Source organism: Paenibacillus glycanilyticus, from assembly GCF_030161375.1.
GTDB classification, from domain to species: domain Bacteria; phylum Bacillota; class Bacilli; order Paenibacillales; family Paenibacillaceae; genus Pristimantibacillus; species Pristimantibacillus glycanilyticus_B.
Genome location: NZ_BSSQ01000001.1, coordinates 449,166 through 474,799, shown reverse-complemented (window position 1 = coordinate 474,799; position 25,634 = coordinate 449,166). Strand labels below are relative to the sequence as shown.

Here is a 25,634-nt window from a genome sequence, read left to right as displayed (position 1 = left end):
CATCGAACAGGGGAGGTTCTTATTTTAAACTTAGAACATCGGAAGAATATACTTCGCGATAAAATACATTACTCCAAAAGTAATAAGCACATACGCCACGTATTTGATAAACGTGGAAGCCACGCGGCTCGAGTCATACCTTTTCTCGACATGGCGTTCTTCGTAATTGCGTTGTTCAACGGACATTCGGGATCACCGTCCTCGATTTTTTGGTCGATCTTCTTACCTTTTCTTTACCCGGAGCGGTAGGGGCCTAAACAATTGCGGATTCGGGATATCATCCAACAATATAAACAAAAAAACTGTAACAAAAAATAATTTTATATTTTGTTACAATTAAACTGGACAAAACAAGCGGATCACGCTAATCTTATTGTAAGAAAATTATACAAATTAGAGGAAGAAGGGACTTTACGTTGTTAGAATTAACGATAGACGAGCCTGATCGTCTCGTAAAGGTCGCGCATGCTCTCAGTACACATACTAGAATCGGCATCATAAAGCTGCTGCTTACCAAACCGAACTTAAACATTATTGAAATAGCCGAAGCGCTTGATATTCCCGTCTCTACGGCGGCAACGAACGTGAAGGTGCTCGAAGAGGCGGAACTTATTCTAACCGAGCTGCAGCCGGCTTCCCGCGGAGCGATGAAGGTTTGCAGCCGGAATTTCGACGACGTGCGGATGATTCTGAATCCGATTGCGTTCTACCAGAACAACAGCAAGGCGGTAGAGGTAGAAATGCCAATCGGCCATTTCATTAACTTTGATATACAACCAACCTGCGGCATGGCCAATACGACGGGGATGTTGTTTACGGAAGACGAACCGGATAACTTCTATCATCCGGACAGCCGGACGGCGGAGATCATCTGGTTCCGCAAAGGCTGGATCGAATACCGGTTCCCTAAGAAAGTACCCGCAGGGGCAAAGGTGAAATCCATCGAGTTTTCGCTGGAATTATGCTCGGAGGCGCCTAACTACAATAATGACTGGCCTTCCGAAATAACCGTCTGGGTCAATGATGTGGAGATTGGTTCCTGGATCTCGCCGGGCGACTTCGGAGATCATCGGGGCAAGCTTAATCCTCCTTGGTGGAACGACTCCAGCACCCAGCACGGTCTGTACAAAACCTGGGCAATAGAGGAAACCCGCAGCACGGTTGATAACGAGAAAAGCTCGTCGTCCACGCTACGCGACCTGCATCTGGACCAGAAGCCTTATATTACGTTTCGGATTGGACTCAAGCCGGATGCGAAACATCAAGGCGGCATCAACTTGTTTGGCAAATCGTTTGGCGATTATGCTCAGGGCATTATCATGAGGATGCAATACGACTAATGCACGTCCAATTGTTCCAGATGTTTTGTGAGAACAACGGCATCTGGAACTTTTTTGGTGAATGATTCAGTTTTATTGAAAGAAAGCGTTGACATTATGAATTACGGATTGTATATTTTGTTTATAAACAAATAAGTTGAAACAAATTAAAAAATGTGTCGGTATCATATAGCCTGATGACGAGGACGCTTGCGGAGGCTGATTGGACTGTACATAAAGGTGGCCAGTACTTATTTGTTTACCGGAAGTCATATTGTTCATTCATTATGAAGGGGGAAGTAACAGATGGCGAAATGGAGAAGCGGTAAGGTTTGGATGGCGGCAATGCTTTGTCTCATCATCGTGCTTGCGGGTTGCAGTTCCAATAATGGAGGCAACAAAGAAAGCTCGAATAACGGCAAGAACAACGGCAATGCGGCGGCACAGGAATCGTCGAATACGGGAGCAGCAGGCGAAGGCGCGGATGCAAGCGCCGATGCGAAATCCAGCATTGAATTTATGGGCTGGGGCGGCGATACCGAGAAAGCGGTATTCCAGAAGCTGATCGACGCTTACACGAAGAAATATCCGAACAAAAAAGTGAAATATACGGTTGTTCCTCCCGGCGAGTATTACCAGAAGCTTGATACGCTGATCGCCGCGAAGAAAACACCGGATGTGTTCTATGCAGGCGGCGCGAACTTCAACAAGCTTGTAAGCAGCGGCGTATTGATGAACCTTCAGCAAATGCTTGATACAAGCAGCCTGGTTGACCAAAACAATGTATGGCCGGCAGCGCTTGACCGTTACCGTTATGACGGAACAACTTCCGGCAAAGGCGACATTTACGGTCTACCAAAAGATGTTGGCCCTTGGGCACTCGCGTACAACAAAGATCTGTTCGACAAAGCGGGTCTTCCTTATCCTAGCGCCAAAGCAGGCGAGTACACTTGGGATGACATGCTTGCCGACGCGAAAAAGCTGACGGTTGTTAACGAACGCGGCAAGATCGACACGTTTGGCGTTGCGGGTTATTCTACCGAATCTGCCGTTTGGGCAAATGGCGGCGACTGGACGGACGGCAAAGGCAACATTACGATCGACACGCCAGAGTTCGCTCAAGCGATGCAATTTGTAGCTGACCTTAGCCTTGTTCACAAAGTAAGTCCTTCCCCGGACGATGAAAAAGCACAAAACGGTTATGCGCGTTTCGTAGCCGGCAAAATCGCTATGTTCCCGATGGGTCCATGGGATCAGCCTGGCTTCTGGGATCTGCCGTTCAACTGGGATATCGCGGCATGGCCGGCAAGCCCTAACACAGGCAAAACAGCAACATGGCTCGGTTCGCTTGGCTTTGTCGTATCGGCCAAAACCGAATTCCCGGATGACGCATTCCGTCTGGCTACTTACCTCAGCCTTGATCAAGACTCGCAAAGACAAAACTATCAGCTTGGCCAAGCGGTTCCAAACCTGATGGATATGGCGAAAGGCGAATTCCTCGAGATGGACAAAAAGCCTGAGACTCGCCAAGTATTCCTTGATATTATTTCCGATTACGGCCGTCCTCCTATTGAGAACAGCTCGAAAAACACGAAATGGCTTGATACGTTCTGGCAAGATGCAAGCGCTGTCTGGACGGGCAAGCAAAGCGCGGCTGATTTCGTGAAAGCGGAACAACCGAAGCTTCAGAAGTTGTTTGACGAAAGCAATAAGTAAAACAGGTTGAACTTGCGGAAGGCATGCGGGGCAAAGACGACAGCCTATGGGCAGCGTCTTTGCCCCGCTCACCTTCGGCCAGGGAGGATTAATAATGAAGAAAACAATTACCGGATACCGGCGCAAAGAAGTGATTTGGTCTCTTATATTTGTTGCCCCGCCCGTGCTCGGGTTTCTGATCTTTGGGCTGGCGCCGCTGCTCACCTCGTTTGGGCTTAGCTTTATGACCTGGGATATGCTGACGCCTTCCGAGGTTGTTGGCCTCGACAATTTCCATTACATGTTTAATGACGAGAAGTTCTATAAGTCGCTCTACAATACGTTTTTCCTGCTTCTCGGCATCCCGCTTGGCATGGTGTTCTCGCTAATCCTTGCCATCATGATGAACCGCAAGCTGGCAGGCATCTCGATCTTCCGGACGATTTATTACATCCCGGTTATCTCGCCGATCATTGCCGTGTCTCTTCTGTGGCAGTGGATGCTGAACTACGATTACGGTTTGATCAACGAGTTTATTTGGAAAATCTTCGGAACGCAAGGCCCGAACTGGCTCGGCGATCCGAATTGGGTGAAACCATCCTTCATTCTGATGGGATTATGGGGCGGCGTAGGCGGTACGATGGTGTTGTATCTGGCCGGTCTCCAAGGCATTTCTTCTACTTACTACGAAGCAGCAGAAGTTGACGGGGCGACCCGTTGGCATCAATTCAAGCATATTACGCTTCCGCTTTTGTCGCCGATTCACTTCTATGTTGTCGTCATGGGCATTATCGGGACATTCCAGTCGTTCAGCCAAATGTACATTCTGGCTGCGGACGGAGGACCGGAATACAGCGGCGCGACAATCGTGTATTACATTTTCCAAGAAGCGTTCAAATATTTCAACATGGGTTACGCAAGTTCGGTTGCCTGGGTACTTGGCATCCTTATATTCATCATTACGCTAGTGCAGTTCCGCTTGTCCAAGCGGTGGGTGTACCAGGATTAGGAGGCCTTAAGCTATGGCTAATCAACGCCGTTTTATCAATACGTTTATATTCGTGCTGCTCCTTGCGGGATCTGTTATCATGCTTGGTCCGCTTGTGTGGACGATCTCGACCTCCCTCAAAACGCAGCAGCATGTCTTCGATGTTCCGCCGCAATGGATTCCGGATCCGCTTACTTGGCTGAACTATAAGGATGTTTGGTCGAAGGCACCGCTATTATACGGTTTTATGAACAGCGCAATTGTTGTCGTTACCGTCCTGACTTTCGGTTTGTTTGTAGCGGCGATGGCCGCTTACGCATTCTCCAAGTTCGAATTTCCGTTTAAAGAATGGATCTTTATGGCGCTGCTTGGCACGATGATGATCCCTTACTCGGTCGTTATGATTCCGCAATATATCGGTTTCTCGGAGCTTGGCTGGGTGGATACCCTGCTGCCGCTTATCGTACCGGGGTTGTTCGGCAATATCGTAACGATCTTCTTCTTCCGGCAGTTCATGCAAGGCGCCATTCCAAATGATCTAATCGATGCGGCAAAAATCGACGGCTGCGGTTATTTCCGTACCTTTACGACCGTTGCGCTTCCGATTGCGAAGCCGGCGATCGCGGCGCAAGCGGCGCTTGGTTTCATGGGCATTTGGAATGATTTCATGGGTCCGCTCATTTATCTGCATACGCCGGAGCGTCAAACGATTCAAGTTCTGATCGCAAGCATGCAATCCAACTACATCTCCACTTCGAATTACCCGTCCCTGATGGCGGCATCGATTGTTGCGCTGATTCCGGTCGTAATCGTGTTCTTTATGGCGCAGCGTTATTTCATTGAATCGATGGCGATCAGCGGCATTAAGGGGTAAGGCATGAGTGGCGCATGGCAAATGAAACGGTCAGTGATCGGCATTGGCATCGCGGCCCTATTGGCGGCAGGCGGAGGGGGAATATGGATGATGACGCAGAAGCAGGATGAGAAGGCGCCGCCGAGAGAGAAGTTAAGCATGGACCGGACCTACCAGAATCCGATGTCGTTAGATCAGGAATGGGCGGATTACGGAATCGGCGACCCTTACGTGCTCCGTTACAACGGCAAATATTATTTGTACTGCAGCACGAAGGATTGGCGGGTTGGCATTAAAGCCTGGAGCTCCGATGATCTCGTTAACTGGACTTATGAAGGCTTGGTTACGGAAGAGCCGCTCACGGAAGGCGCGTACGCGCCGGAAGTCGTGTATTGGAACGGTTCCTTCTATATGTATACCTCCCCGGCAGGGAAAGGGCATTACGTCTTGCAAAGCGCAAGTCCAACCGGACCGTTCACCGTACAAACGGATAATCTCGGCCTTACGATCGACGGCTCCGTGTTTATCGACGATGATGCCAAGTGGTATTTCACCCACGCCGAGTCCGGCGGGATTATGGCTAGCAGCATGACCGATCCGTATACGATGGAGGTAGGCGACAAACTGAATACGTCGCTAGGCCATTGGACGGAAGGTTCAATGATCATCAAGCGTAACGGCAGATATTTTATAACCTATACCGGCAACCATGTTTTCTCGAAAGGTTATCGCGTGAACTATGCGGTAGGACATGATTCGCCGACAGGTCTTTATACTATACCGGACAATAATCCGCTGATCATCTCCACGGACAAAGACTTTAACGGTCTTGGGCATAGCGCCACCGTGCTTGGACCGGATCTGGACTCTTATTATATCGTCTATCATAATTTGATCGGCCACTCGGCGGAAGGCCCGCCTGTACGGATGTTTAATATGGATCGTCTGACCTTTAACGGGGATAAAATGTCGGTGCTTGGCCCAACGCATGGCCAGCCGACCTCTGCGCCAGCCCTTCCCGCATTCCAAGATCCGCTTGGCGACGATATTCAGGACACGGACAACTGGGAAGAAGCCGGCATCGCCGGTGCCGATCGCTCATGGGTAACGAATCTATCTACCGAAGACCGTTTTACGGCGGAGTACAACGTGATACTTGGCGACTCGCCGGCTGGCGAACTTCAGACGATCTTCTCCTACACCGACGAGGACAACTATCGCAGCGTACGCGTAGATCCTGCTCGCCGTACTCTCGCTATACAAGATTCGGCAGCTGGTGAAGCCTTGCAGCAGGCAGCTTTGCCAGAGGGCATGGACTTCGGGAAGCTTCATACCGTTCGGGTAGAAGCAGATCAGAGCGGCACAAAAGTATATTGGGATGGACTGCTCCTAATAAACGACGACAAGCTGGCTGCAAAGGCCGGCCGGATTGGTTATGCCTGGACCGGCGGACTGAAGCCGGAGCTCCGGTACACCGCGTTCGCTAATGAGGCGGGCGGCAGCAGCGACAATAAAGCGGTCAAACAGGTGCCGGGCACCATGGAAGCGGTACATGCCGCATCCATTGACGAAAGGGCCGTGACCATCCACCAAGAAGGGACGCCGGATGGAAGTTACTCGGCTGAGCTAACCGGCAAAGACGCGGAGCTGGCATTCCCGGTTTATGCGAGGGAAGCTGGCGACTATGCCTTGGCGGCTATGGTATCGGACAGCTCGGCAGGTTCCACGCTTGAAGTGGAAGCGGGCGGCAAGAAGAGGAACGTGAAGATGTCGGCAGACGCATTCGTTACGGAAGACGACACTTCGGAATGGATGAAGGTACCGCTCGGAACGTTTGAGCTCAAGCAAGGGCTGCAATGGTTATCGATCTCCAAAGGGAAGGGCAACGCGAACATCCGGTTCATCGAGGCAGCGGCTGCTGTGGCTTCGGAAGGCAAGTTGAACTTTGAGCCTGATCCGGATGCCGTCTTTGGCGACTGGGATGTAGAGGATGGCAAAATCGGTTTAGCCGTGGACGGCAAGGATTCGATGATCTTTGGCGGAGACAACCGCTGGACGGATATGGAGGTAAACGCAAAGGTTACCCCATCCGATGCGGAGGACGGCGAAGCATCCATTCTGCTGCGGACGTCAAACGAATCTTCTTTCCCCGATCAAGTTGCCGATTCTTATATGGGTTATGAACTGACCCTGCGCAACGGCAGGGTGATCTTGAAGAAAATCAGCTACGAAGTAAATCAGGAGCTGACTTCAGGCGTGCTGGAGCTGGAGAATGGCCAGCCGCATCCGATTCGCATTAAGCTGGAAGGCGCTACAATTCAGGTCTTCGATGGAAATAAGAAGGATCCGATTTTGGCCTGGACGGACCGGAACGCTTTTCTTCATGGACGTATTGGTCTTCGAACAAGTTCGGCAGGCTGGCAATTTAGCGATATAACTGTCACTACCTCTAAATAAAGGGATCTCATAAATATAACGCATCAATAGGAGCGTAACAGGGAGCAGGGAAACGATATGACAACCAAAATGTACATCAAGAACTATCCCCGGCCGCAATTCGTCCGGGAACAGTGGGTCGATCTGAACGGGGAATGGAATTTTGCGTTTGATGACGCGAATGCGGGAGAAGCAAGTTTGCCTTCCGCGTTCGTCAGTGAACGTACGATCAAGGTGCCTTTTACGTATGAGACGGAAGCAAGCGGAATCGGTGACGAGAGCCATCATCCGTACGTCTGGTACAACCGCACGCTGGATATTCCGGCGGATGTGGAAGGTTCGAAGGTGCTGCTGCATTTCCAGGCGGTTGATTATGAAGCGAAAGTATGGGTCAACGGCACTTATGTGGGTTCCCACCAAGGCGGATACGCGGCGTTTAAGTTTGATATTACGCCGTATATCGCTTTTGGCGGAGAGAATCAGCTGACTGTCAAAGTCGAAGATAGCCAGGATGCGACGCAGCCGCGCGGCAAACAGCGCTGGGTGAAGGATAATTTCGAATGCTTCTACGTGCAGACGACGGGCATTTGGCAATCGGTATGGATGGAGTTTGTTGCTCCCGTCCGTGTAGATTCGGTGAAAATCACGCCGGATATCGACAATCGCACGGTCCGGTTTGAATACGAAGTAGAAGGCGACTACTCGGCTTCCGATATTCGGCTTGAGACGGTAATTAGCTTGAAGGGCCAACAAGTGAAGCAAATGAGCCTGGTCGTCGACCGTCCTTGGCTGCAGCTTGATGCCGATCTTGTCCATGAAGTAAACGGGCCGTGGAAACATAGCCACTGGTCCCCGCAGCATCCGAATTTGTACGACGTAGAGTTTATCCTGTATAAAGGCGACGTGAAACTGGACCATGTCTATTCCTATTTTGGCATGAGAAAAATTTCGATTGAAAAAGGCCGGATTCTACTCAACAATGCGCCGCTCTACCAACGCCTTATTTTGGACCAAGGGTATTGGCCAGGCAGCCATCTGACTCCGCCTTCGGAAGAAGCGCTTATCGAGGATATCGATCTTATTCTGGCCATGGGCTACAATGGCGTACGCAAGCACATGAAGGTAGAGGATGCGCGGTTCCTATACTGGTGCGACGTGAAAGGGCTGCTCGTCTGGTCCGAGATGGCGGCAACCTTTGAGTTCAACGACAATGCGGTTCACAAGTTCACCAAAGAGTGGATGGAGGTTGTGCGCCAGCAATACAATCACCCTTCGATCATTACTTGGGTTCCTTTCAATGAATCTTGGGGCGTCATGAACATTAAGAAGGACAAGAAACAGCAGAAATTTACCGAAGCGATTTACCATTTGACCAAAAGCTTTGATCCGTACCGTCCGGTTATTACGAATGACGGCTGGGAGCATACGGTATCCGATATTCTGACTCTTCATGATTACGTAGAGACAAAGGAAGAGTTCGAGAAGCGTTACGCGAACAAGGACGAGATCCTGAATAACGAGATTTCGTTTAACCATTGGAAATATGCTTTTGCGGACGGTTATGAATACCAAGGCCAACCGGTTATCGTCAGCGAATTCGGCGGGATCGCTTTCCAGACCGAAGCGGGCTGGGGTTACGGCAATCAGGTGAGCTCGGATGAAGCTTTCTTGAACCGGTTCCGCAATATCCACCAAGCAATCAAGGATAGAGATTATATCGTCGGTTATTGCTATACGCAAATTACCGATGTGCAGCAGGAAGTGAACGGACTGCTGACGGCAGACCGCAAGCCAAAGATTCCGCTGGAGACGATCCGGGAAGTTAATTTGATGTAATAAGTAAAAAGCCTCGCAGCTCTTGGAAAGGAGCTGTGAGGCTTTTTCGTTTAATGGATATTTATTTGCTGGCTACTTGCGTGCCTTCTTTTAGCGTGACGTCTTTACTGTTCCATTCAGGCAGCGAAGTCACGAATTCATCCGACATACTGACCAGGCGACGGGCACGGGTGTAGGTGTCCTTGGATTCCATCGGTTCGGTCACCGGACCGCCGAGCAGCGGGTAAGTCATGCCGTCGGCATAATCGGAACCGGGAACAAACGCGCCTTTATCCGAGATAAACGAACCTGACGGGAGATAATAACGCTCGGGCAGTATATTCGTTGTATTGTTGAGAAGATCCTGGCCGAAATGAACCTGATCCTTCAACGAGACACCCGTCAAGTTAGCGATCGTCGGGAAAATATCCGATTGTCCGCCAACCTGCTGGAACACTTGCGGCTGTTGACCCGGTACGGACATGACAAGCGGAATGTTCATCATATCCGGCAACGCGTAATCGCGGCCGTAAATTTCCTTCATCAGTTTTTTCTCGTCGTTATTGAGCGAATAGATCGGCAGACCTTGATGGTCGCCGTATAATACAATGACGCTGTTATCCCAAACGCCGTTTTGCTTCAGTTCGTCAATGAACTGGCCAAGGGCATAATCCGCGTAATTTTGCGCTTCGATATAATCGCCAACCAGCGTGTTTTGATAACGCGTTGGCAAGGTGATTTTAAATTTGCTTTCCGGAATGCGGAACGGATGATGGCCGGACATCGAAATCAGCTGCGTGTAGAACGGCTGGCCGGTTTGCTGCATTTTTGCAAGCTCGTCAGCGGTTTTGGCATACAATACTTCATCGGACGGACCAAACGCGACAATATCGTCTTTGCCAAAGAAGCGGTCATCATAATATTTGTCCCAGCCAAGCGCTTTATACAGCTGGTCGCGATTCCAGAACATGATGTTGTTCGTGTGGAACGTCGCCGTCTGATAACCGTTAGCAGCAAAAGCCTTCGGCATACTTGGCAGATCTTTATCGGCATACACTTCGGAAGCCGCGCCGTTAGGCGGAACGTATAACGAAGTGTTGACGACAAACTCGGCATCAGCCGTATTGCCTTGACCGACCTGCTGGAAGAAATGCGGGAAGTAGAAATGCCCGCTCGCCAATTTGTTCATGTTTGGCGTAATTTCCTGACCGTCGATCTTGAGGTTGATCAGGAAGTTTTGGAAAGCCTCAAGCTGAATGACAATAACGTTTTTGCCTTTTGCCGCTTCCCAGAATGCCGGGTCCGCCGGTTCGGTTACGCCTTTTTCTTGCGCAACCATCTCCGGCGTAATTTTCTCGGCTGTTATAGGAAGATCCTTGGAAGAAGCAAACGTGGCATAAACTTCGTAATTAAGAATGCCCATGTTCTTGGCTTGTTGGAATTCATTCATGTCCTGGCGGTACGGAATGATAGCCGCCGCGCAAGCCGCAAGCGCAAGCACTTGGCCGGCTGCGAACCAGCTGCGTCCTTCGCGGACGGACAACGTTTTGCTCCATGTCCGGAAGCGCCGGCTGAACGCGATCATTAGGAATGCCGCTACGATATCCGTAAAGATGAACAAGAAATACGGATCCATCAGCGAGATGACGCTGCTGTTAACTTCGGATACCTGATTCACCTGGCGAAGCTCATGATAAGTGACAATAACGCCAAAATATTTGTAGTACATAATAACCGCGAAATAAATGCCGGTCAGCACCAAGTCGCTGATCAGATAAGTCATGAATTTTTTACGGAATGCAAATGATTCAATTAAACAGAAAATAAAGCCAATGGAGGCAATGCCCGTGATCAGCATTTTCGCCAGGTCTTTTGTGCCTCCGTCAAATACGATGAGCCAGACAAGAAGCATTTTCAAAATCATGATGATGGAAAAAATAACAAAAGGTTTACTAAGCAGTGATTTCCATCGATTGTCGTTACGCAAAACCAATCGTCTCCCTTACATTAAGCTTAAAAATTACGATAAACGTATGGATCGGAAGGTTCACCGATCGACTTCCAATCAGTCGCCTTCAGAACCAGAACCGTTTGCTTGAAGGGTTGGTACAGCTCGGAGCTCAAAGTGCCCGTTACATGAACCCAGTCGTCATTGCTCAGCACCGTTCCTTTCGGGAACTCGACAAGCATGCCGAACACGCCAGAATCAGCGGCACAATGAATAAATCCGTATCGGAACACGAAATAATGCGTGTTATCAATCTGCTCGCCTTTATAGACAAAGCCGTCAAAGCCTACCGTTCTTCCCATAAATACGTCAGGGTGATTATACAGCGCTTCGAGACCCTTCAAATAATCATTATCGTTAAAAATCAGCTGTTTGCGGTCAATAAATTGAGCCAGCTCTTTATCGGCTACCTTCTTATAGCCTTCCTCACCATAGAAAATACTTGTATCCGGCTTTAGAAACTGGTGATTGCCCGGGTTGTCCGCGGAGTAGTCGATATTGGGGAAGGAGAAGCCCTTCGCCTTCACAAAACTCGAGTCCAGCGTTTGTACGGGTAGAAATAGACCGGTCAAGATTGGGATCAGCAGCATGATGTAGCTAAATCCTCGTCCGAACTTGGAGTTCGAGTGATGGTGGTCATGGCCGTGATCATGCCCGTGATCATGGTGGTGGTCATGGTGGTGGTCATGGTCCTGACACGCGCAGTCATGATTGTGAGCGTGATCTCCATGCTCATGGACATGATCATCGTTAATGCCTTGCGCAAGCCGCTCGGCCTTCGCCTTGTCCGCACGTTCCTTCCGGTTTACGCGGATGAATTCAAAGACGAACAGAAAGGCGAGCAGGATAATTGCGCTTGTCGATAAATAAGAATACTTCATATTAATGTACTTGTTAAGATTGCCGTTCAGGTGCATTTCCAGCAGCATGAAGGCGAAGCCGCCCAGAATGTACAATCGGATCATCCGAATAACCTCCCCACAAGCAGGGATACCACAAGCGTACTGACCATGACGAGAGCGATCAGGGTTGCGACAAACTTGCCTTTAAATACCCCAAGCAGCATCAACGTGTTCTTAATGTCGATCATCGGGCCAAATACGAGAAACGCCGAAATGGCTCCAATCGAAAAGCTGCCGCGGAAGGAAGAAGCAATAAACGCGTCGGCTTCCGAGCAAAGCGACATGACAAACGCAAGCACGATCATGACGAGTGAAGAAGTGACCTCGTTGCTCCCCAAATGGATGAGCGATGCCGTTGGCACGTAGGTTTGAATGGAAGCGGCGATCAATGCGCCAAGAACCAAATATTTGCCTACCGAGAAAAATTCTTCAATCGCATGGGTAATGACCCCCATCAAACGTTGTTGAATAGGAGGTTTTGCGGTTACGGCTACAGGTACCTCGGCTGCGGCTGCCGTTTCCGCTATTCCTTTGCCCTGAGTCTCACGGAAAGGCAGCTCGGGAAATAGATAAGATAGGATGACGGAAACAAAGAAGGCCACAACAATCGCGGCTCCCGCCCTGATCAGCGCCATCTTCCAGCTGTTGCCGAAAGCGATAAACGTCGCGAACAAGACAATCGGGTTAATAATCGGCCCTGTCAGCATAAAGGCAATTCCGGCATGAAGCGGGACGCCTTTGCCTAGCAAACGTCTCGTAATAGGGACGATGCCGCATTCGCAGGCAGGAAAAAAAACGCCGACTCCGCAGCCAACGAGCGTGGACAAAAACCGATTTCTAGGCATGACTTTGGCAATCCAGCGTTCGGTTACGAATGTTTGAATGAGGCCGGACACAATGACGCCAAGCAGGATGAAAGGAATTGCCTCCATAATCATGCTTAGGAAAATCGTATTCAGTTGTAATAAAGTTTTCACGTAAACCTCCGATAAATATCCTATAAACATTTTATAAACATTCTAGCTAGTAATCATTACTATCATTCACTATAAGTCATTGCTATAAAGAAATGCAAGACAACCGAAAGACGGCCCAACAATTACATGGGCAGCCTCTGGCAGAGCCTGAATGTCCTTCATAAGAAGGAAATATTTAAAGTTATTTAAAGTTATGAATCTTGCTTCCCTAGTTGCATTTACTCCGTTATGATGAAAGTAGCTACAATAATTATAGTTTCCAGCTCTTCGTGTTTATTACCAAAGGGAATCGCATAAAATAGGAAAGAACACTAATATTCCCAAGCCGGGAGGTAACTATGCGAACAACAGGTTGGAAAATAACGGCTGTAGCGGCCTTGCTTGCCGCTGCCATTGGTCTAAACATGAAATCCGATCTGTTCTCTGTATTTGCGTCTGCCTCTAGCGGAGGCAGCACGGTCGATCAGCTGGAAGAGGAGCTGGCATCGCAATTCCAAAACAGATCCGAGCATTTTACGCTTCAATATAAAGGAGACAAGCACAAGCTCACGGACGGCTTGCAGAACACGATAAATCTGGCGCTGGCACAAGACGACTACACGGCTTATATTCTTGACTCCTATTTGTATACCATCCGCAGTTGGGGGAATCTGTCCACGATCAAGCTGGAGGCCAGATACCGCGAAACGACGGAGCAAACCGCAGCGGTAGATGCCACGGTTAATAAAGCAGTGAAGCAGATCATCACCCCTAGGATGAATGACCATGAGAAGGTGAAGGCGATTCACGACTGGATTGTCGGCAAGCTGCAATACGACCAGACCCTGAAGCATTACACCGCTTACGATGCGCTCACGACGGGAACGGCCGTATGTCAAGGTTATTCCTTGCTGGCGTACAAAATGCTAAAAGCTGTCGGAATTCCCGTTCTGATCGCGGAAGGCACGGTAAAAACCGGCGATCATGCCTGGAATATGGTGCAGCTTGACGGCAACTGGTACCACTTGGACATGACATGGGATGATCCCGTCGTAAAGACGGCCGGCTCGAAGCAGACGGAATCCCGTTTAAGTTATAATTATTATTTGAAGACGGATGCGGAAATGCGCGCCGATCATCAATGGGTGAAGACCTATCCGGTCGCGAACCATTCCTATAGCGCGGAATTAAGCAAGCTGGAGAGCAAGGATTCCGGCAATACGGCGGAATACGAGACGCTCAAAAACGAGCTTGGCTTGCAATGGGCAGAACCCGAGCATACGGTATCAAGCCTGGTTGAGCTGGAGCAAGATATTCGCGAGGCTGTGATGAACCAGCAAACGAGCATGCATTTCCGTTATCTAAACGGCTCAACGCTAGCAGCGGACTTGCAGAAAGCTTTCAAGGTGGCGCATGTTTCCATACGCTATTCGGCCCGTTACGAGCCCTATGGCAACGACGGCTCGATGCTTGTGCAGGTGCAGCTGGATTATCAATAAGCAAACATGGTTAATAGGAGTTACCGCGAGGTTGCAGCGGGGCTCCTTTTTTTGTACGCAAAAAAAAAAGCCGTATCCCAAGTCGCGGTTATGCGCAACGTTTGGGTATACGACTTATATAGGGCTTATTAGGCTTATTGCTGCTCGCGGTTACGGGCGGCGGTCATTTGCTGCCATACCGATCCGGCGGCCTCTTCGCCGCGTTCAATCCGCTCGAGCGCTATCTGAGCCTGCAGCTGGATTTCGAACTCGGCGTCTTTGGCGGCCTCGCGCAGCGCTTCTACGGCGCTCTCGTCGCCTGCTTCGTACAAGAAACGGGCCGCGCGCCAACGGACAAGCTTATTAGGGTCGCGCAACGATTCAATCATCGGGCCGGTTGCTGCCGGATCGCCCCAGTCGGACAAGGTATCGCCGGCCGTGCGGCGAACGGATGCGGATTTGTCGCGCAGCGCTTCAAATAAGTAAGGCATGGCTTCCGGCGTGCGGAGGTCTCCGAGGTATACGACGGCAAGCCGGCGAATCGACATGTTCTCGTCATGCAGCGCTTTGGCAATGAGGGGCAGCAGTTCCGCCTCCGGCGCCATGCGTTCTAACGCGGCGTAACGAACCTGCCATTCCGGCGATTCGAAGCGCTTCTCAATCTCGTCTGCGGTAAGCGGAGCCGGTCTGGCCGGCGCTGCCGACTCCTCGCCAGGACCAAGAGCCTGGGCAGCCGCGATTAGCTCTTGAAGCCGATCTGGCGTATAGGCCGCCTCGAGCTCCTTCACAATTTCGGCAGCAATCTCTTCGAGCTCGCCGTAACGGACGCCAAACTCCTCGAGCCTCCGTTCGCGGATCATCGAAGCGCCTGCCGCTTCGGTTACGGCGTCGGTGAATTTTGTCGGCAGCGCGGAGCGGGCTTCGCGCTCGCCGTTTTTCACGCGCACCTGAATCGGAATGCCGCGATACATTTGCACAAGCACATGGGCCTCGCCGTAACTCTCGGCGGCAAGGGCGGCTCCCGCCGCGGAGTCGCCTTCCGTTCCGCCTTGCAACAATGCTCTGGCATCGGCGAGGATACGCGCCCAGTCCGCATTGGCGATGCGGTCAAGCGCGATAAAGTCCGCCGTGCGGAATATGCTCCGCACGCCTTCGATGGCGAGGAGTGCCTTCAGCGGCTCCGGCGCTTGTTCGATTTCTTTTTTTGTATAGGATTGTCTGACGCCGCGCGGAAGCGGCTCATCCACGTTCAGCTTCATGGAATTTGGACTTGGGGTTGGTTCGATCGAAATAAGTTTCATTAATATTTGCGCCTCCCGTTCACTAACTTGAGCTAATAATCATAGTTTACATGAAAAAAACTGCTTACGCGAATAAGGCCTGACCATCTTCGACGGTTGATTGGACATTCCCAAGTTGGTATCTTTAAGTAACAGGGCTATACAATCAGGAGGGATGAACAGTTGAGGCAGCCAAAAAAATTTACGAACAGCGAGCCCGTACAGCTGCATAATTCCATCAAGCACTTGAAACGATGGCGGCAGGAGCGGCTTCGTAAAATAAAAACAAAAGATTATTCCTATGCGGTTCCAAACGTAGAACCTGACCTGGACTTTCTGCACCGGAACCGGGAAGTTCCGTCCCTGACATGGGTGGGGCATTCCACGTTTCTGATCCAGCTTGCCGGGAAAAATATAATGACCGATCCGGTATGGTCCGGGCAGATGGCTTTCCAGAGACGCTTGGCGCCGCCGGGGATACCGATTGACGACGTACCCCCGGTTGACATCGTTCTCATTTCCCATTCCCATTATGATCATCTTCATATTCAATCGCTTCGCAGGCTTCAGGGCAGCAAGATGCTTCTGGTGCCGGCCGGGCTTCGCACGAAGCTTAGGCTTAAAGGCTTCACGAATATTAAGGAGCTGCATTGGTGGGAGTCGATTGTGATCGACGGCATCCGGATTACCTTCGTGCCATCCCAGCATTGGACCCGCCGCAACCTGTGGGATACGAACAGTTCCCATTGGGGCGGCTGGGTGATGGAGCCAGCGGAGAAGGATTCCGATGATCCGACGATCTATTTCGCAGGCGACAGCGGTTATTTTCCGGGCTTCAAGGAGATTGGCAACCGTTTCAATATAGATGTCGCTCTTATGCCTATTGGCGCTTATGAACCGGAATGGTTCATGGGGCCGCAGCATGTGACGCCGGAGGAGGCGCTGCAAGCGTTTGAAGATACCGGGGCTAAGCGGTTTGTACCGATGCATTACGGCGCGTTCAAGCTGGCTGACGACACGCCTCGCGAGGCGCTCGACCGGCTGGAGAACGAACGGCTTCGCAGGGAATTGGATGAAGACCAGGTCATCGTGCTGCCGCATGGCCAGACTTGGCGTTATCCATCGTCCGAACAATAGCAAACGAGAACAAAAGGAAGCCAAATAAGGACAGTGACTCTACTAGGCCGGAGAGCTATACTTATCTTATATTTCGATAATATTTCGATTGGAAACGAGGAACTGGAAACATGAGTCAGCCTATTCGTCTTGGCATAATTGGTGCAGGAGCTATTGGTAAAGTCCATTTGGAAACGTTCGCGAAGGTAGGCGCGGAATCGGTTTATGTAACCGCGATTACCGACGCTTATCTGCCGCTTGCTTCGCAAAGAGCAGAAGAGTTCGGCATTCAGACGGTTCATGAGAATCCGCAAGCCATGCTGGAAGATCCGGCGATTGATGCCGTTGTTATAGGCGTACCGAACCAATTCCATGCTCCGCTTGCCATTGAAGCGTTGAAACAGGGCAAGCATGTATTGCTTGAAAAACCGATGGCTATTGATGCCGAAGCGGCCCGTACGATCTATGAAGCGCAAAAGGCTTCCGGCAAAGTGCTGATGATGGCGCAGCAAATGCGCTGGACCGGCATTAACCGCGCCATTAAAGCACGCGTGGAGAACGGCGATCTGGGCCTGATCTATAACGCAAAGACCGGTTGGTTCCGCAAAAAGGGAATTCCGGGCTGGGGTTCCTGGTTCACGCGCAAAGACATGGCAGGCGGCGGCCCGCTTATCGATATCGGCGTTCATATGCTGGACCTGTCCTTGTATTTGATGGGCAATCCCAAGCCGGTATCCGTATACGGCTCCACCTACGCCGAGTTTGGTCCGGAGCGCCGCGGCATAGGCACTTGGGGTACTCCGAACTGGGATGGCTATTACGATGTAGAGGATCTTGCGACTGCATTGATCAAGCTGGACAATGGCGCAACTCTGTCGCTGGAAGTCAGCTGGGCGGCTCACGCGGCTGGCCTCAGCCAAGATCCGTTTGTCCATCTGATGGGCAAGGAAGGCGGAGCGGCGCTTATTGGCAGCGACGGCAAATTCGTAACGCATGAAGGCGACGAAGTGGTTGAGACGGTTATTGAGCCGTTGGATGGCGAGGAAGACCGCGTGCTCTTGAGCAAGCATTTCATCGAATGTATCGTCGAGGGCAAGGAACCGATCTCGTCCGCGTTGTCCGGCTACACGAACAGCCGCATCCTGGATGCGATCTACGAATCGTCCCGTACCGGCAACGAAGTGAAGCTGCACTGGGATTAAGGGCAAGGAACAAGGGTTGTCTCACAGTCATCTTTATGGCTGATGAGACGGCTCTTTTTTTGTGCTCATAGAATTTGTAGTTGACGGAAAAGTTTCAAAAATGTTCCAATGAGGACAAGCTGTTAGACCGAGGTGAAGGGTTTGGCCAAAAAAACGATTGCAATTACGCTGCTTATTGCACTTAGCGTGATTACCTACTTCAGAACAAGTTCGGCTGACCAGAACCCTTATCTGGTGACGGATTACAGCCGTTTGCATCCGGTGAAGGTGGAACGCGTGGTGAAGGGGAAAGAGGAGACGCAATTAATCCACTTGCTTCAGGATGCGCGAAAGCAACATCTGAAGGTATCGATCGCCGGTCAGCGGCATAGCCAAGGCGGACATACCTACTACAAGGACGGAATCGTAGTCGATATGACGGGCTACAACCGGATTTTGTCCATCGACCGGGAGCATAAGAAAATAACGGTGCAAGCGGGCGCGACCTGGGAGGATATTCAGGAGGCCGTTAACCGTTACGGCCTTGCCGTCCGCACGATGCAATCGCAAAATACGTTTACGGTTGGCGGTTCGATCAGCGTTAATGCGCATGGGAGAGACATTCGGAACGGTTCGATGATCAAAAGCGTTGATTCCTTCCGGCTGCTGATGGCTGACGGACAGATCAAGCAGGTCAGCCACTCGGAGAATGCCGAGCTGTTCCCGCTTGCTCTGGGCGGCTACGGACTGTTTGGCATTATTTTGGATGTTACTCTGCTGCTGGATGATGACGAGCTGTATTCCGTAAATACGGAAACCATGCCAACCGCGGATTATGTACGGTATTTCATGCAGGAGGTTAAGACCAATCCGGATATCCGCATGCATATTGCGCGCATTTCGGTATCGCGAGGCAGCTTCTTGACGGAGATGTTTGCGAAAAATTACACTTTAGACCATTCTGAGCCGCTAGAGAAATACAGCAAGCTAACCGTACGCGAGCCCTGGACCGCGCCTGGCAAACTGCTCTTTCAACTGAACCGGTCGTTTGATTGGGGCAAGACGCTAACTTGGGATCTGCAGACGGCATTTTTCACCGAAGAGTCAGGTGAGCTGATCAGCCGCAATAACGCGATGCGCGCGGCTTGGCAGTTCATGGAGTATGATCAGCCGGATAGCAGCGACCTTTTGCAGGAATATTTTATACCAGTTCGGCAGTTCGACGACTTTGTAGAGGCCATGGGGAAGATCGTACGCTCGGAGAATCTTAACCTGCTCAACATTACCGTACGGTACGTGAACGAAGATAACGAAGCGGTCCTCTCCTACGCCAAGCAAGATATGTTTGCTCTGGTTTGCCTGTTTAACGTGCCTTTATCCTCGAAAGGGCAAAGTCATATGGAACAGTCCGTCAGGCAGATCGTAGACGAAGCGATAAGCCGCGGGGGAACTTATTATTTGCCTTATGCGGGTTATCCAAGCCTTGAACAGTTTAGGGCGGCATACCCGGAATACCGGCTGTTTTTCCAAAAAAAGCTGCAATACGATCCGGGGGAGCTGTTTATGAATACGTTCTATGAGCAATACAAGGGAGGGGGAGCGGAATGAATTTAAGTTGGCTTATTCGTTCGCAGAGCTTGGTCACGCTTGCATCGGGAATGATCTATCCTTATTATTTGCTGTTCTTGAAAAATCTCGGCAACAGTTATTCGAAATACGGCCTGGCGTTTGCCGTCTTTACGATCAGTTCCGCTCTCGTGTCCCAATGGCTGGCTCCCCGTCTCGACCGATATAGCCAGAGAATGCTGATTGCGAGTTCGATGGGGATGATGGCGGCCATGCTTGCTTTTCCATGGGTCATGTCTTATAGCGTGGTTCTCTTGCTGCAGCTTCTTATGGGGATCTGCAACGCCATGCAGAAGATGAGCGAGAGACAACTGCTCGCCGATTATACCATTCCTGGCGGCCGTGGCGCCGCAATCGGCAACTATCATTTCTGGACGACGGTAGCCTCTGGGATTGCGGTTGTGCTTGGCGGCTATTTAATCGATTGGCTGACTATAAACGTATTGTTCTATTTCAGCGCTTTGGTCTATGCAGCAAGTGCCTGGGCGGTTTGGCGGATGCAAAAGGCCGACAGGGGAAAAGAATCCGTCCAAGCGCAAAAGACAAAATCCGTCAACGGCTAATTGGCATCTTTTTGCCTTTTGGGTGTAATTGAACGTTCAGACTGTGGTATAATGGTTCGAGATAAAAACGAGTTTGGAAAAGAAGGACGGGATTAAATACAATGATTAGTACAAGCGGCATAACGCTTCGCTTCGGGAAGAAGCCATTGTTCGAAGATGTAAATATTAAATTTACGCCAGGCAACTGCTATGGCTTGATTGGCGCGAACGGCGCAGGTAAATCGACGTTTCTGAAAATTCTCTCCGGCGAGGTTGAACAATCGAGCGGCGAAGTTCATATTACGCCGGGCGAACGACTTGCCGTATTGAAACAGAACCATTTCGAATACGATGAGTTCAACGTCCTCGAGACGGTTATCATGGGCCACAAGAAGCTGTATGACGTCATGAAAGAGAAGGACGCGCTCTATGCAAAGACGGACTTCACGGACGAAGACGGCATGCGCGCAGGCGAGCTTGAGGCTGAATTCGCCGACATGAACGGCTGGGAAGCGGAATCGCAAGCAGCCGAGATGCTGAACGGCCTTGGCATCACTCCGGATCTGCATGACAAGCAAATGGCGGAGCTTGGCGGCAACGAGAAAGTCCGCGTATTGCTCGCGCAAGCGTTGTTCGGCGAACCGAACATTCTGCTCCTCGATGAGCCTACCAACCACTTGGACATCGAATCGATCCGTTGGCTGGAAGATTTCCTGTCCGGCTACGAAGGCACCGTTGTGGTAGTCAGCCATGACCGTCACTTCCTGAACACCGTATGTACGCATATTGCGGACATCGACTTTGGCAAAATCCAAATGTACGTGGGCAACTACGACTTCTGGTACGAGTCTTCCCAGCTGGCTCTCGCGCTTCAACGCGGCGAGAACAAGAAGAAAGAAGACAAGATCAAAGAACTTCAAGCGTTTATTCAACGCTTTAGCGCGAATAAATCGAAGTCCAAGCAAGCGACTTCGCGTAAAAAATTGCTCGACAAAATTACGCTCGACGACATTCGTCCGTCGAACCGCAAATATCCGTTCATTCACTTCAAAGGCGAGCGCGAAGCGGGCAAATCTTTGCTGCTTGTTGAAGGCCTGTCGAAGACGATCGACGGCGAGAAAATTATTGATAACCTGACGATTGCCGTGAACAAAGGCGACAAAATCGCTTTTGTTGGACCTAACGGCCTTCCGAAGACGGTTCTGTTCCAATTGCTGATGGGCGAGCTGGAAGCAGATGCCGGTACGTATCAATGGGGTGTTACAACAACGCAAGGCTACTTCCCGAAAGACAACGCGCCTTACTTCGACGGCGTGGAACTGAACCTCGTGGAATGGCTTCGCCAATATTCCAAGGATCCGGACGAGACGTTTATCCGCGGCTTCCTCGGCCGTATGCTCTTCTCCGGCGACGATGCGATGAAGAAAGCATCCGTTCTGTCCGGTGGCGAGAAAGTGCGTTGCATGCTGTCCAAAATCATGCTCAGCGGCGCAAACGTGTTTGTCCTTGATGAGCCTACCAACCACTTGGACCTTGAGTCCATCACAGCGCTCAACAATGGTCTGACAGATACAGACTGTACGGTTCTGTTCACATCGCATGACCATCAGTTTGTCCAAACGATTGCAAACCGCATTATGGAGATTACGCCTAATGGCTTGATCGACAGAATGATGACTTATGACGAGTACCTCGAGAGCGAAGAGGTCAAAGCCCTTCGTGAGCGTATGTACGCCGTTTAATCGAACTGTAAAGATGGCTCGCATAGGTAAGTAAAATGCTTTTTATGAAAATAGCACTGCAGGGGAGTTACCCTTGCAGTGCTATTTTTGCTCTTGCTGCTTTCTTCAGCAAGTAGTTGCGAGTAATGTTCTCGTATCCGCTCTTGGTTAAGCTTTTGCTTTTATTGTGAAACAGCAGTTTCTGTCCTGCTGCATATGTCCACGAATCTTTGTTTGAGCATTCTATGAACAGGTTAAGGGCAGACGGAGCATTAAATGATTCTGGAGAAGCGAAGCTCATGCTTACGAAGTAGCTTTCTTTCAGAAAGCTTTGAAGCGTTCGCTTTTGTGAAGGGATACCAACCATACCTCGTTGATTCGAAGGAATCCCTGAGCAATGGCGATCGGAAGAACATTTAATGCGCAGGCTGCTGTTTAGCCTGAGGGCCCTTATTTTTTGCCGAGAGTTGCATCCGTGCATAAATGCGCGCATCTGGTAAAGACTGTTTCTCTAGACCCACATGAATTCGATCCGGTATGATTATTCATACTATAAATTATGGATTAATGAAGAAATGAGGTTAGGGGAAGAAATGAACCAGTATGAAGAGATCAAGCAGGGCGAGAAGGGAGCTTTGGTCAGCATCGGCGCGTATATCGGTCTGTCGGCCATCAAGCTTGGCGCTGGCTATTGGTTCGCCTCGGGAGCGCTCGTAGCGGACGGTTATAACAACCTGACGGATATTATAGCATCGATAGCCGTGCTCATCGGCCTGCGCATCTCCCAGAAGCCGCCCGATAAAGACCATCCTTATGGACATTTTCGCGCGGAGACGATCGCCGCGCTTATTGCTTCGTTTATTATGGCTACCGTTGGCCTGCAGGTTATTATCAATACGGTACGTTCCTTATTCAAAGGCGAGCAGACTGTACCCGATCTGAATTCGGCTTGGGTCGCTTTATTTGCTGCGGTATGTATGGGAGCCGTCTATTACTACAATCGGAGACTAGCGAACCGGATCAATAATCAGGCCCTTCATGCAGCGGCAAAAGATAACTTATCCGACGCGCTGGTCAGTACCGGAGCGGCCGTAGGCATTATCGGTGCCCAGTTTGGCTTGCCGTGGCTTGATCCGGTAGCCGCTCTTCTAGTGGGCGCGATCATCTGCAAGACAGCCTGGGACATCTTCTACAGCTCGACCCATGCTTTGACGGACGGTTTTGACGCCAATAGGCTTATGACGTTGCGTTCCACGATTGAGAGCACCAAAGGAGTGAAATCCATCAAAGACATTAAAGCCCGCGTTCATGGGAGTAATGTTCTGATTGATGTCATCGTGCAGGTGGATCCGGCCCTTTCCTTAATCGAAAGCCATCGGATCAGCGATGAAATCGAGCAGTTGATGGAGCGCAAACATAATATTATGAGCGTTCACGTACATGTGGAGCCACAAGATATGATCGCGTCTAGCCCTGTTCAATAACTTGTTTGAACCAAAGCGAAAGCGGGTAAATAAAAACGGTACAAGGATCATCCTTGTACCGTTTTGTTCTTTTGCATTATCTTCCGTATTTCTTCATCATGCTGAGGAATTTGTCAGCCGTAAGTGTCGGTGTTCCCGCGTTCAGGCGCATTACTTCATCCGACCCCGGTCTGTTAATGCCCGGGCGAGTGGTGAAGAATAAAGTAACGCCAGCGTTTTTCTCAAGCTGCTTGGCCGAGGAGTTAAAGGCGCCAAACGGGAAGGCGATCATCTGGTTCGTATTGTTCAGCTCTTCCTTAAGCCGTTTCTCCATGAACTGAGCATCGTTTCCTACGCGAGTTAAGTATTCCTTCTTGGTTTCCACCCGGCCCTTATCGGGTAGGTAGATCGGATTGCTCAGCTTAGGCCCTGTTTTCTTGCCTCGTTTATCGAGCGGAGCATAACCATGCTGGTCATACGTATGACTGTAGAAGCTGTATCCTTCGGCCTTAAGCTTCCGCATCGTGTCCCAAGTCAAATGCTTGGTGTGAACGTTTTGGTTGTCGCTGCTTGATCCGATTACGAAATGTGTAGCAACAAAATCGTATTTGTTCAATATCGGAACCGCATATTGGTCAAAGCTTTCGTAGCCGTCGTCAAACGTAATTACAACCGCGTTGTCCGGTACCTTCGCCTTATGCTCCATGAACTGTGCGAACTGATCCACGCTAATCACATTATAGCCGTTCTCTTTCAGCAGCTTCATGTGCGTGCCGAAACGGCTGGGCGATATCGTAGCTCCGCTTTCTTTCTCATCGATATGATGATACATGAGAACGATAACCTTATTTTTATAGTGTCCGGGTTTGTTAGAAGCCGCATTCAGATGGTATTGGGACACCGGCCAAGTGATCGCGAGTGCGATGACGAGGAGAGCAGCAATCACTTTCATTCTCACATCAGATTCCTCCTACGATGATTACGCGTCCAGCTGTCTTTCTGGAACTACCGGCTGAGAAGGCCGTTTTTTCGATTTAGGCAGATTGCCGAAGGCGATCCAGTTAAAAGGCACATAACGGGCAAAGAAACCAACCACGATCCAAGATCCGATAAGGGCAAGTACGAAGCCGCCGAGATACCATAAATGCAGCAGCCACGCGGTTCCCGTATGAAGCGGGTATTGCCTGTAGACGAGCAGGAAAAATGGATGAATCAGATACACGCCAAACGATAATGCGCCAAGCCTTGCAATCAGCCGGGTGAGGACCTTAGGCAGCTGGCGGGATAAAATAAACGCAATTTGGATCAATACAAGGGCTGTCAGCACCCCATGAATATTCCAGACAAGATCGAACAATGTAGTATTAAACGAAGCCTTGTGCAGTCTTGTTTCATAATACAAGTACACATGGGTTAAGCCGGCTGCGATCCACAACGCCCACAAGGCGATCCATGTAAGGACACGGGCTGTTGTAGCATGATTTCTTGCGATAATAACCCATTCTTTTATTTTCGGATAGTAGATTCCTAGAGTCGCGCCAAGCAAATAATACGAGAAATACGAGAACGACCAGCTGCCCCGATTGGGAACCGGTGTCTCGAGGCCGTATTTGTTAAGCATGAAAAAGCCCCACTGCAGAGCAAAACCTGCCGGAATCGCCCATTTGACCGTGCGGGGGAATTTCTTCATCAGCCACAGGAACAATGGGAACATCAGATAGAACTGAATGTTGATGTACACGAAATACAGATGCGTATACGCTTTGCCGGTCAGCACTTTATCTATGAAATTATGAACTTCAACGGATAGAGAGCGGTCGGAATAATAATAGAAATGCAAGATGGCGAAATAAAACAGCGAGAATACAAGATAAGGAATAATAATGTAGAGCAGCCGCTTTTTATAGAAACTGCCGAGCAATTGCTTGTCCAAAGGCCTGGTATAGTAGTTGTAGAAAAGGACAAAGCTGCTTAAAAAGATAAACGTTGTTGTGCCGATCTTCATAAAAATATTGAAGAAATTATAGAGAAAAAAGTAATTGGAATTAACCATATCAACGGTAGCAAATGAAGTCGAGTGAACGGACAGAACACCTATAATAGCCATTGCCCGTACGATAGACAGTTCGGGAATATTGTCCCTTTTCTGCAGAGATGGAGAAGCCGTAGCCATTCGATAGACATCCTTCCTATGGTTTATGCTATTAAACTCATAACCTAGTTATTATAGTATAAACGAATAGGCAGAGACAACA

At 50.1% G+C, this 25,634-nt stretch carries 20 protein-coding genes; 13 read left to right on the top strand and 7 right to left on the bottom strand.

All coding sequences use genetic code 11. The annotated features are described in order from the left end of the window. Positions 1 to 30 precede the first annotated feature (30 nt). Positions 31 to 186: a hypothetical protein gene (locus QQK89_RS01960; protein WP_284236730.1), complete on the bottom strand. Its 156-nt coding sequence runs from the start codon at positions 184 to 186 to the stop codon at positions 31 to 33. A gap of 230 nt (positions 187 to 416) precedes the next feature. Here QQK89_RS01960 and QQK89_RS01955 point away from each other — a divergent pair, with 230 nt between their 5' ends. The 6 genes from QQK89_RS01955 to QQK89_RS01930 all read left to right on the top strand — a co-directional run bounded on the left by QQK89_RS01955 (position 417) and on the right by QQK89_RS01930 (position 9,127). After that, positions 417 to 1,340, top strand: a complete 924-nt coding sequence (locus QQK89_RS01955) for an ArsR/SmtB family transcription factor (protein WP_284236729.1) — start codon at positions 417 to 419, stop codon at positions 1,338 to 1,340. A 285-nt stretch (positions 1,341 to 1,625) separates the two neighbouring features. Then, positions 1,626 to 3,035: an ABC transporter substrate-binding protein gene (locus QQK89_RS01950; protein ID WP_284236728.1), complete on the top strand. Its 1,410-nt coding sequence runs from the start codon at positions 1,626 to 1,628 to the stop codon at positions 3,033 to 3,035. A 94-nt stretch (positions 3,036 to 3,129) separates the two neighbouring features. After that, a complete protein-coding gene (locus QQK89_RS01945) occupies positions 3,130 to 4,023 on the top strand; it encodes a carbohydrate ABC transporter permease (protein ID WP_284236727.1) in 894 nt (297 codons plus the stop codon). 13 nt (positions 4,024 to 4,036) lie between these two features. After that, the gene (locus QQK89_RS01940) at positions 4,037 to 4,876 is read left to right on the top strand and encodes a carbohydrate ABC transporter permease (protein WP_284236726.1); all 840 of its coding nucleotides are present in this window, start codon (positions 4,037 to 4,039) and stop codon (positions 4,874 to 4,876) included. Positions 4,877 to 4,879: 3 nt separating this feature from the next. Next, entirely contained in the window at positions 4,880 to 7,312 is a 2,433-nt protein-coding gene (locus tag QQK89_RS01935; protein WP_284236725.1) for a glycoside hydrolase family 43 protein, read from the top strand. Positions 7,313 to 7,369: 57 nt separating this feature from the next. Beyond that, complete coding sequence (locus QQK89_RS01930) at positions 7,370 to 9,127, top strand: glycoside hydrolase family 2 protein (RefSeq protein ID WP_284236724.1); 1,758 nt, start codon at positions 7,370 to 7,372, stop codon at positions 9,125 to 9,127. Positions 9,128 to 9,188: 61 nt separating this feature from the next. Here QQK89_RS01930 and QQK89_RS01925 read toward each other — a convergent pair whose 3' ends face one another. Genes QQK89_RS01925 through QQK89_RS01915 form a run of 3 tightly spaced genes read right to left on the bottom strand, consistent with a single transcriptional unit; the run spans position 9,189 to position 12,993 of the window. Continuing rightward, the gene (locus QQK89_RS01925) at positions 9,189 to 11,093 is read right to left on the bottom strand and encodes an LTA synthase family protein (protein ID WP_284236723.1); all 1,905 of its coding nucleotides are present in this window, start codon (positions 11,091 to 11,093) and stop codon (positions 9,189 to 9,191) included. 26 nt (positions 11,094 to 11,119) lie between these two features. Next, positions 11,120 to 12,079 carry a TIGR03943 family putative permease subunit gene (locus tag QQK89_RS01920; RefSeq protein ID WP_284236722.1) on the bottom strand — a complete coding sequence of 320 codons (960 nt, stop codon included), beginning with the start codon at positions 12,077 to 12,079 and terminating at the stop codon, positions 11,120 to 11,122. Then, positions 12,076 to 12,993 (bottom strand): permease, encoded by a 918-nt coding sequence (locus tag QQK89_RS01915; RefSeq protein WP_434481617.1) that lies wholly within the window; start codon positions 12,991 to 12,993, stop codon positions 12,076 to 12,078. Before QQK89_RS01915 ends, QQK89_RS01920 begins: the two co-directional genes overlap by 4 nt. Positions 12,994 to 13,331: 338 nt before the next feature. On the opposite strand from QQK89_RS01915, the gene QQK89_RS01910 reads away from it, so the two are divergent. After that, a complete protein-coding gene (locus QQK89_RS01910) occupies positions 13,332 to 14,471 on the top strand; it encodes a transglutaminase domain-containing protein (protein ID WP_284236720.1) in 1,140 nt (379 codons plus the stop codon). A 134-nt stretch (positions 14,472 to 14,605) separates the two neighbouring features. On the opposite strand, the gene QQK89_RS01905 is transcribed toward QQK89_RS01910, so the two are convergent. Further along, positions 14,606 to 15,751 carry a virulence factor gene (locus QQK89_RS01905; RefSeq protein ID WP_284236719.1) on the bottom strand — a complete coding sequence of 382 codons (1,146 nt, stop codon included), beginning with the start codon at positions 15,749 to 15,751 and terminating at the stop codon, positions 14,606 to 14,608. Positions 15,752 to 15,913: 162 nt separating this feature from the next. On the opposite strand from QQK89_RS01905, the gene QQK89_RS01900 reads away from it, so the two are divergent. The 6 genes from QQK89_RS01900 to QQK89_RS01875 all read left to right on the top strand — a co-directional run bounded on the left by QQK89_RS01900 (position 15,914) and on the right by QQK89_RS01875 (position 23,400). Then, positions 15,914 to 16,867, top strand: a complete 954-nt coding sequence (locus QQK89_RS01900) for an MBL fold metallo-hydrolase (protein ID WP_284236718.1) — start codon at positions 15,914 to 15,916, stop codon at positions 16,865 to 16,867. A 110-nt stretch (positions 16,868 to 16,977) separates the two neighbouring features. Further along, a complete protein-coding gene (locus QQK89_RS01895) occupies positions 16,978 to 18,048 on the top strand; it encodes a Gfo/Idh/MocA family protein (RefSeq protein ID WP_284236717.1) in 1,071 nt (356 codons plus the stop codon). 141 nt (positions 18,049 to 18,189) lie between these two features. Then, a complete protein-coding gene (locus QQK89_RS01890) occupies positions 18,190 to 19,635 on the top strand; it encodes an FAD-binding oxidoreductase (RefSeq protein ID WP_284236715.1) in 1,446 nt (481 codons plus the stop codon). Further along, a complete protein-coding gene (locus QQK89_RS01885) occupies positions 19,632 to 20,216 on the top strand; it encodes an MFS transporter (protein WP_284236714.1) in 585 nt (194 codons plus the stop codon). Before QQK89_RS01890 ends, QQK89_RS01885 begins: the two co-directional genes overlap by 4 nt. A gap of 101 nt (positions 20,217 to 20,317) precedes the next feature. Continuing rightward, positions 20,318 to 21,937 (top strand): ABC-F family ATP-binding cassette domain-containing protein, encoded by a 1,620-nt coding sequence (locus tag QQK89_RS01880; RefSeq protein WP_284236713.1) that lies wholly within the window; start codon positions 20,318 to 20,320, stop codon positions 21,935 to 21,937. Between the two features lie 572 nt (positions 21,938 to 22,509). Continuing rightward, the gene (locus tag QQK89_RS01875; protein WP_284236712.1) at positions 22,510 to 23,400 is read left to right on the top strand and encodes a cation diffusion facilitator family transporter; all 891 of its coding nucleotides are present in this window, start codon (positions 22,510 to 22,512) and stop codon (positions 23,398 to 23,400) included. Positions 23,401 to 23,476: 76 nt separating this feature from the next. Here the strand turns inward: QQK89_RS01875 and QQK89_RS01870 are convergent, their stop codons facing one another. Both QQK89_RS01870 and QQK89_RS01865 read right to left on the bottom strand, forming a co-directional pair. Continuing rightward, entirely contained in the window at positions 23,477 to 24,331 is an 855-nt protein-coding gene (locus tag QQK89_RS01870) for a polysaccharide deacetylase family protein (RefSeq protein ID WP_284236942.1), read from the bottom strand. 27 nt (positions 24,332 to 24,358) lie between these two features. Continuing rightward, positions 24,359 to 25,552, bottom strand: a complete 1,194-nt coding sequence (locus QQK89_RS01865; RefSeq protein WP_284236711.1) for an acyltransferase — start codon at positions 25,550 to 25,552, stop codon at positions 24,359 to 24,361. Positions 25,553 to 25,634 lie beyond the last annotated feature (82 nt).

What these genes read in the sequence shown, in the direction of transcription:
- QQK89_RS01930 (WP_284236724.1), top strand. Translation starts at nt 7,370, where the DNA reads ATGACAACCAAAATGTACATCAAGAACTATCCCCGGCCGCAATTCGTC.
- QQK89_RS01880 (WP_284236713.1), top strand. Translation starts at nt 20,318, where the DNA reads ATGATTAGTACAAGCGGCATAACGCTTCGCTTCGGGAAGAAGCCATTG.
- QQK89_RS01940 (WP_284236726.1), top strand. Translation starts at nt 4,037, where the DNA reads ATGGCTAATCAACGCCGTTTTATCAATACGTTTATATTCGTGCTGCTC.
- QQK89_RS01870 (WP_284236942.1), bottom strand. Translation starts at nt 24,331, where the DNA reads ATGAAAGTGATTGCTGCTCTCCTCGTCATCGCACTCGCGATCACTTGG.
- QQK89_RS01920 (WP_284236722.1), bottom strand. Translation starts at nt 12,079, where the DNA reads ATGATCCGATTGTACATTCTGGGCGGCTTCGCCTTCATGCTGCTGGAA.
- QQK89_RS01885 (WP_284236714.1), top strand. Translation starts at nt 19,632, where the DNA reads ATGAATTTAAGTTGGCTTATTCGTTCGCAGAGCTTGGTCACGCTTGCA.
- QQK89_RS01895 (WP_284236717.1), top strand. Translation starts at nt 16,978, where the DNA reads ATGAGTCAGCCTATTCGTCTTGGCATAATTGGTGCAGGAGCTATTGGT.
- QQK89_RS01875 (WP_284236712.1), top strand. Translation starts at nt 22,510, where the DNA reads ATGAACCAGTATGAAGAGATCAAGCAGGGCGAGAAGGGAGCTTTGGTC.
- QQK89_RS01950 (WP_284236728.1), top strand. Translation starts at nt 1,626, where the DNA reads ATGGCGAAATGGAGAAGCGGTAAGGTTTGGATGGCGGCAATGCTTTGT.
- QQK89_RS01935 (WP_284236725.1), top strand. Translation starts at nt 4,880, where the DNA reads ATGAGTGGCGCATGGCAAATGAAACGGTCAGTGATCGGCATTGGCATC.
- QQK89_RS01865 (WP_284236711.1), bottom strand. Translation starts at nt 25,552, where the DNA reads ATGGCTACGGCTTCTCCATCTCTGCAGAAAAGGGACAATATTCCCGAA.
- QQK89_RS01905 (WP_284236719.1), bottom strand. Translation starts at nt 15,751, where the DNA reads ATGAAACTTATTTCGATCGAACCAACCCCAAGTCCAAATTCCATGAAG.
- QQK89_RS01945 (WP_284236727.1), top strand. Translation starts at nt 3,130, where the DNA reads ATGAAGAAAACAATTACCGGATACCGGCGCAAAGAAGTGATTTGGTCT.
- QQK89_RS01960 (WP_284236730.1), bottom strand. Translation starts at nt 186, where the DNA reads ATGTCCGTTGAACAACGCAATTACGAAGAACGCCATGTCGAGAAAAGG.
- QQK89_RS01910 (WP_284236720.1), top strand. Translation starts at nt 13,332, where the DNA reads ATGCGAACAACAGGTTGGAAAATAACGGCTGTAGCGGCCTTGCTTGCC.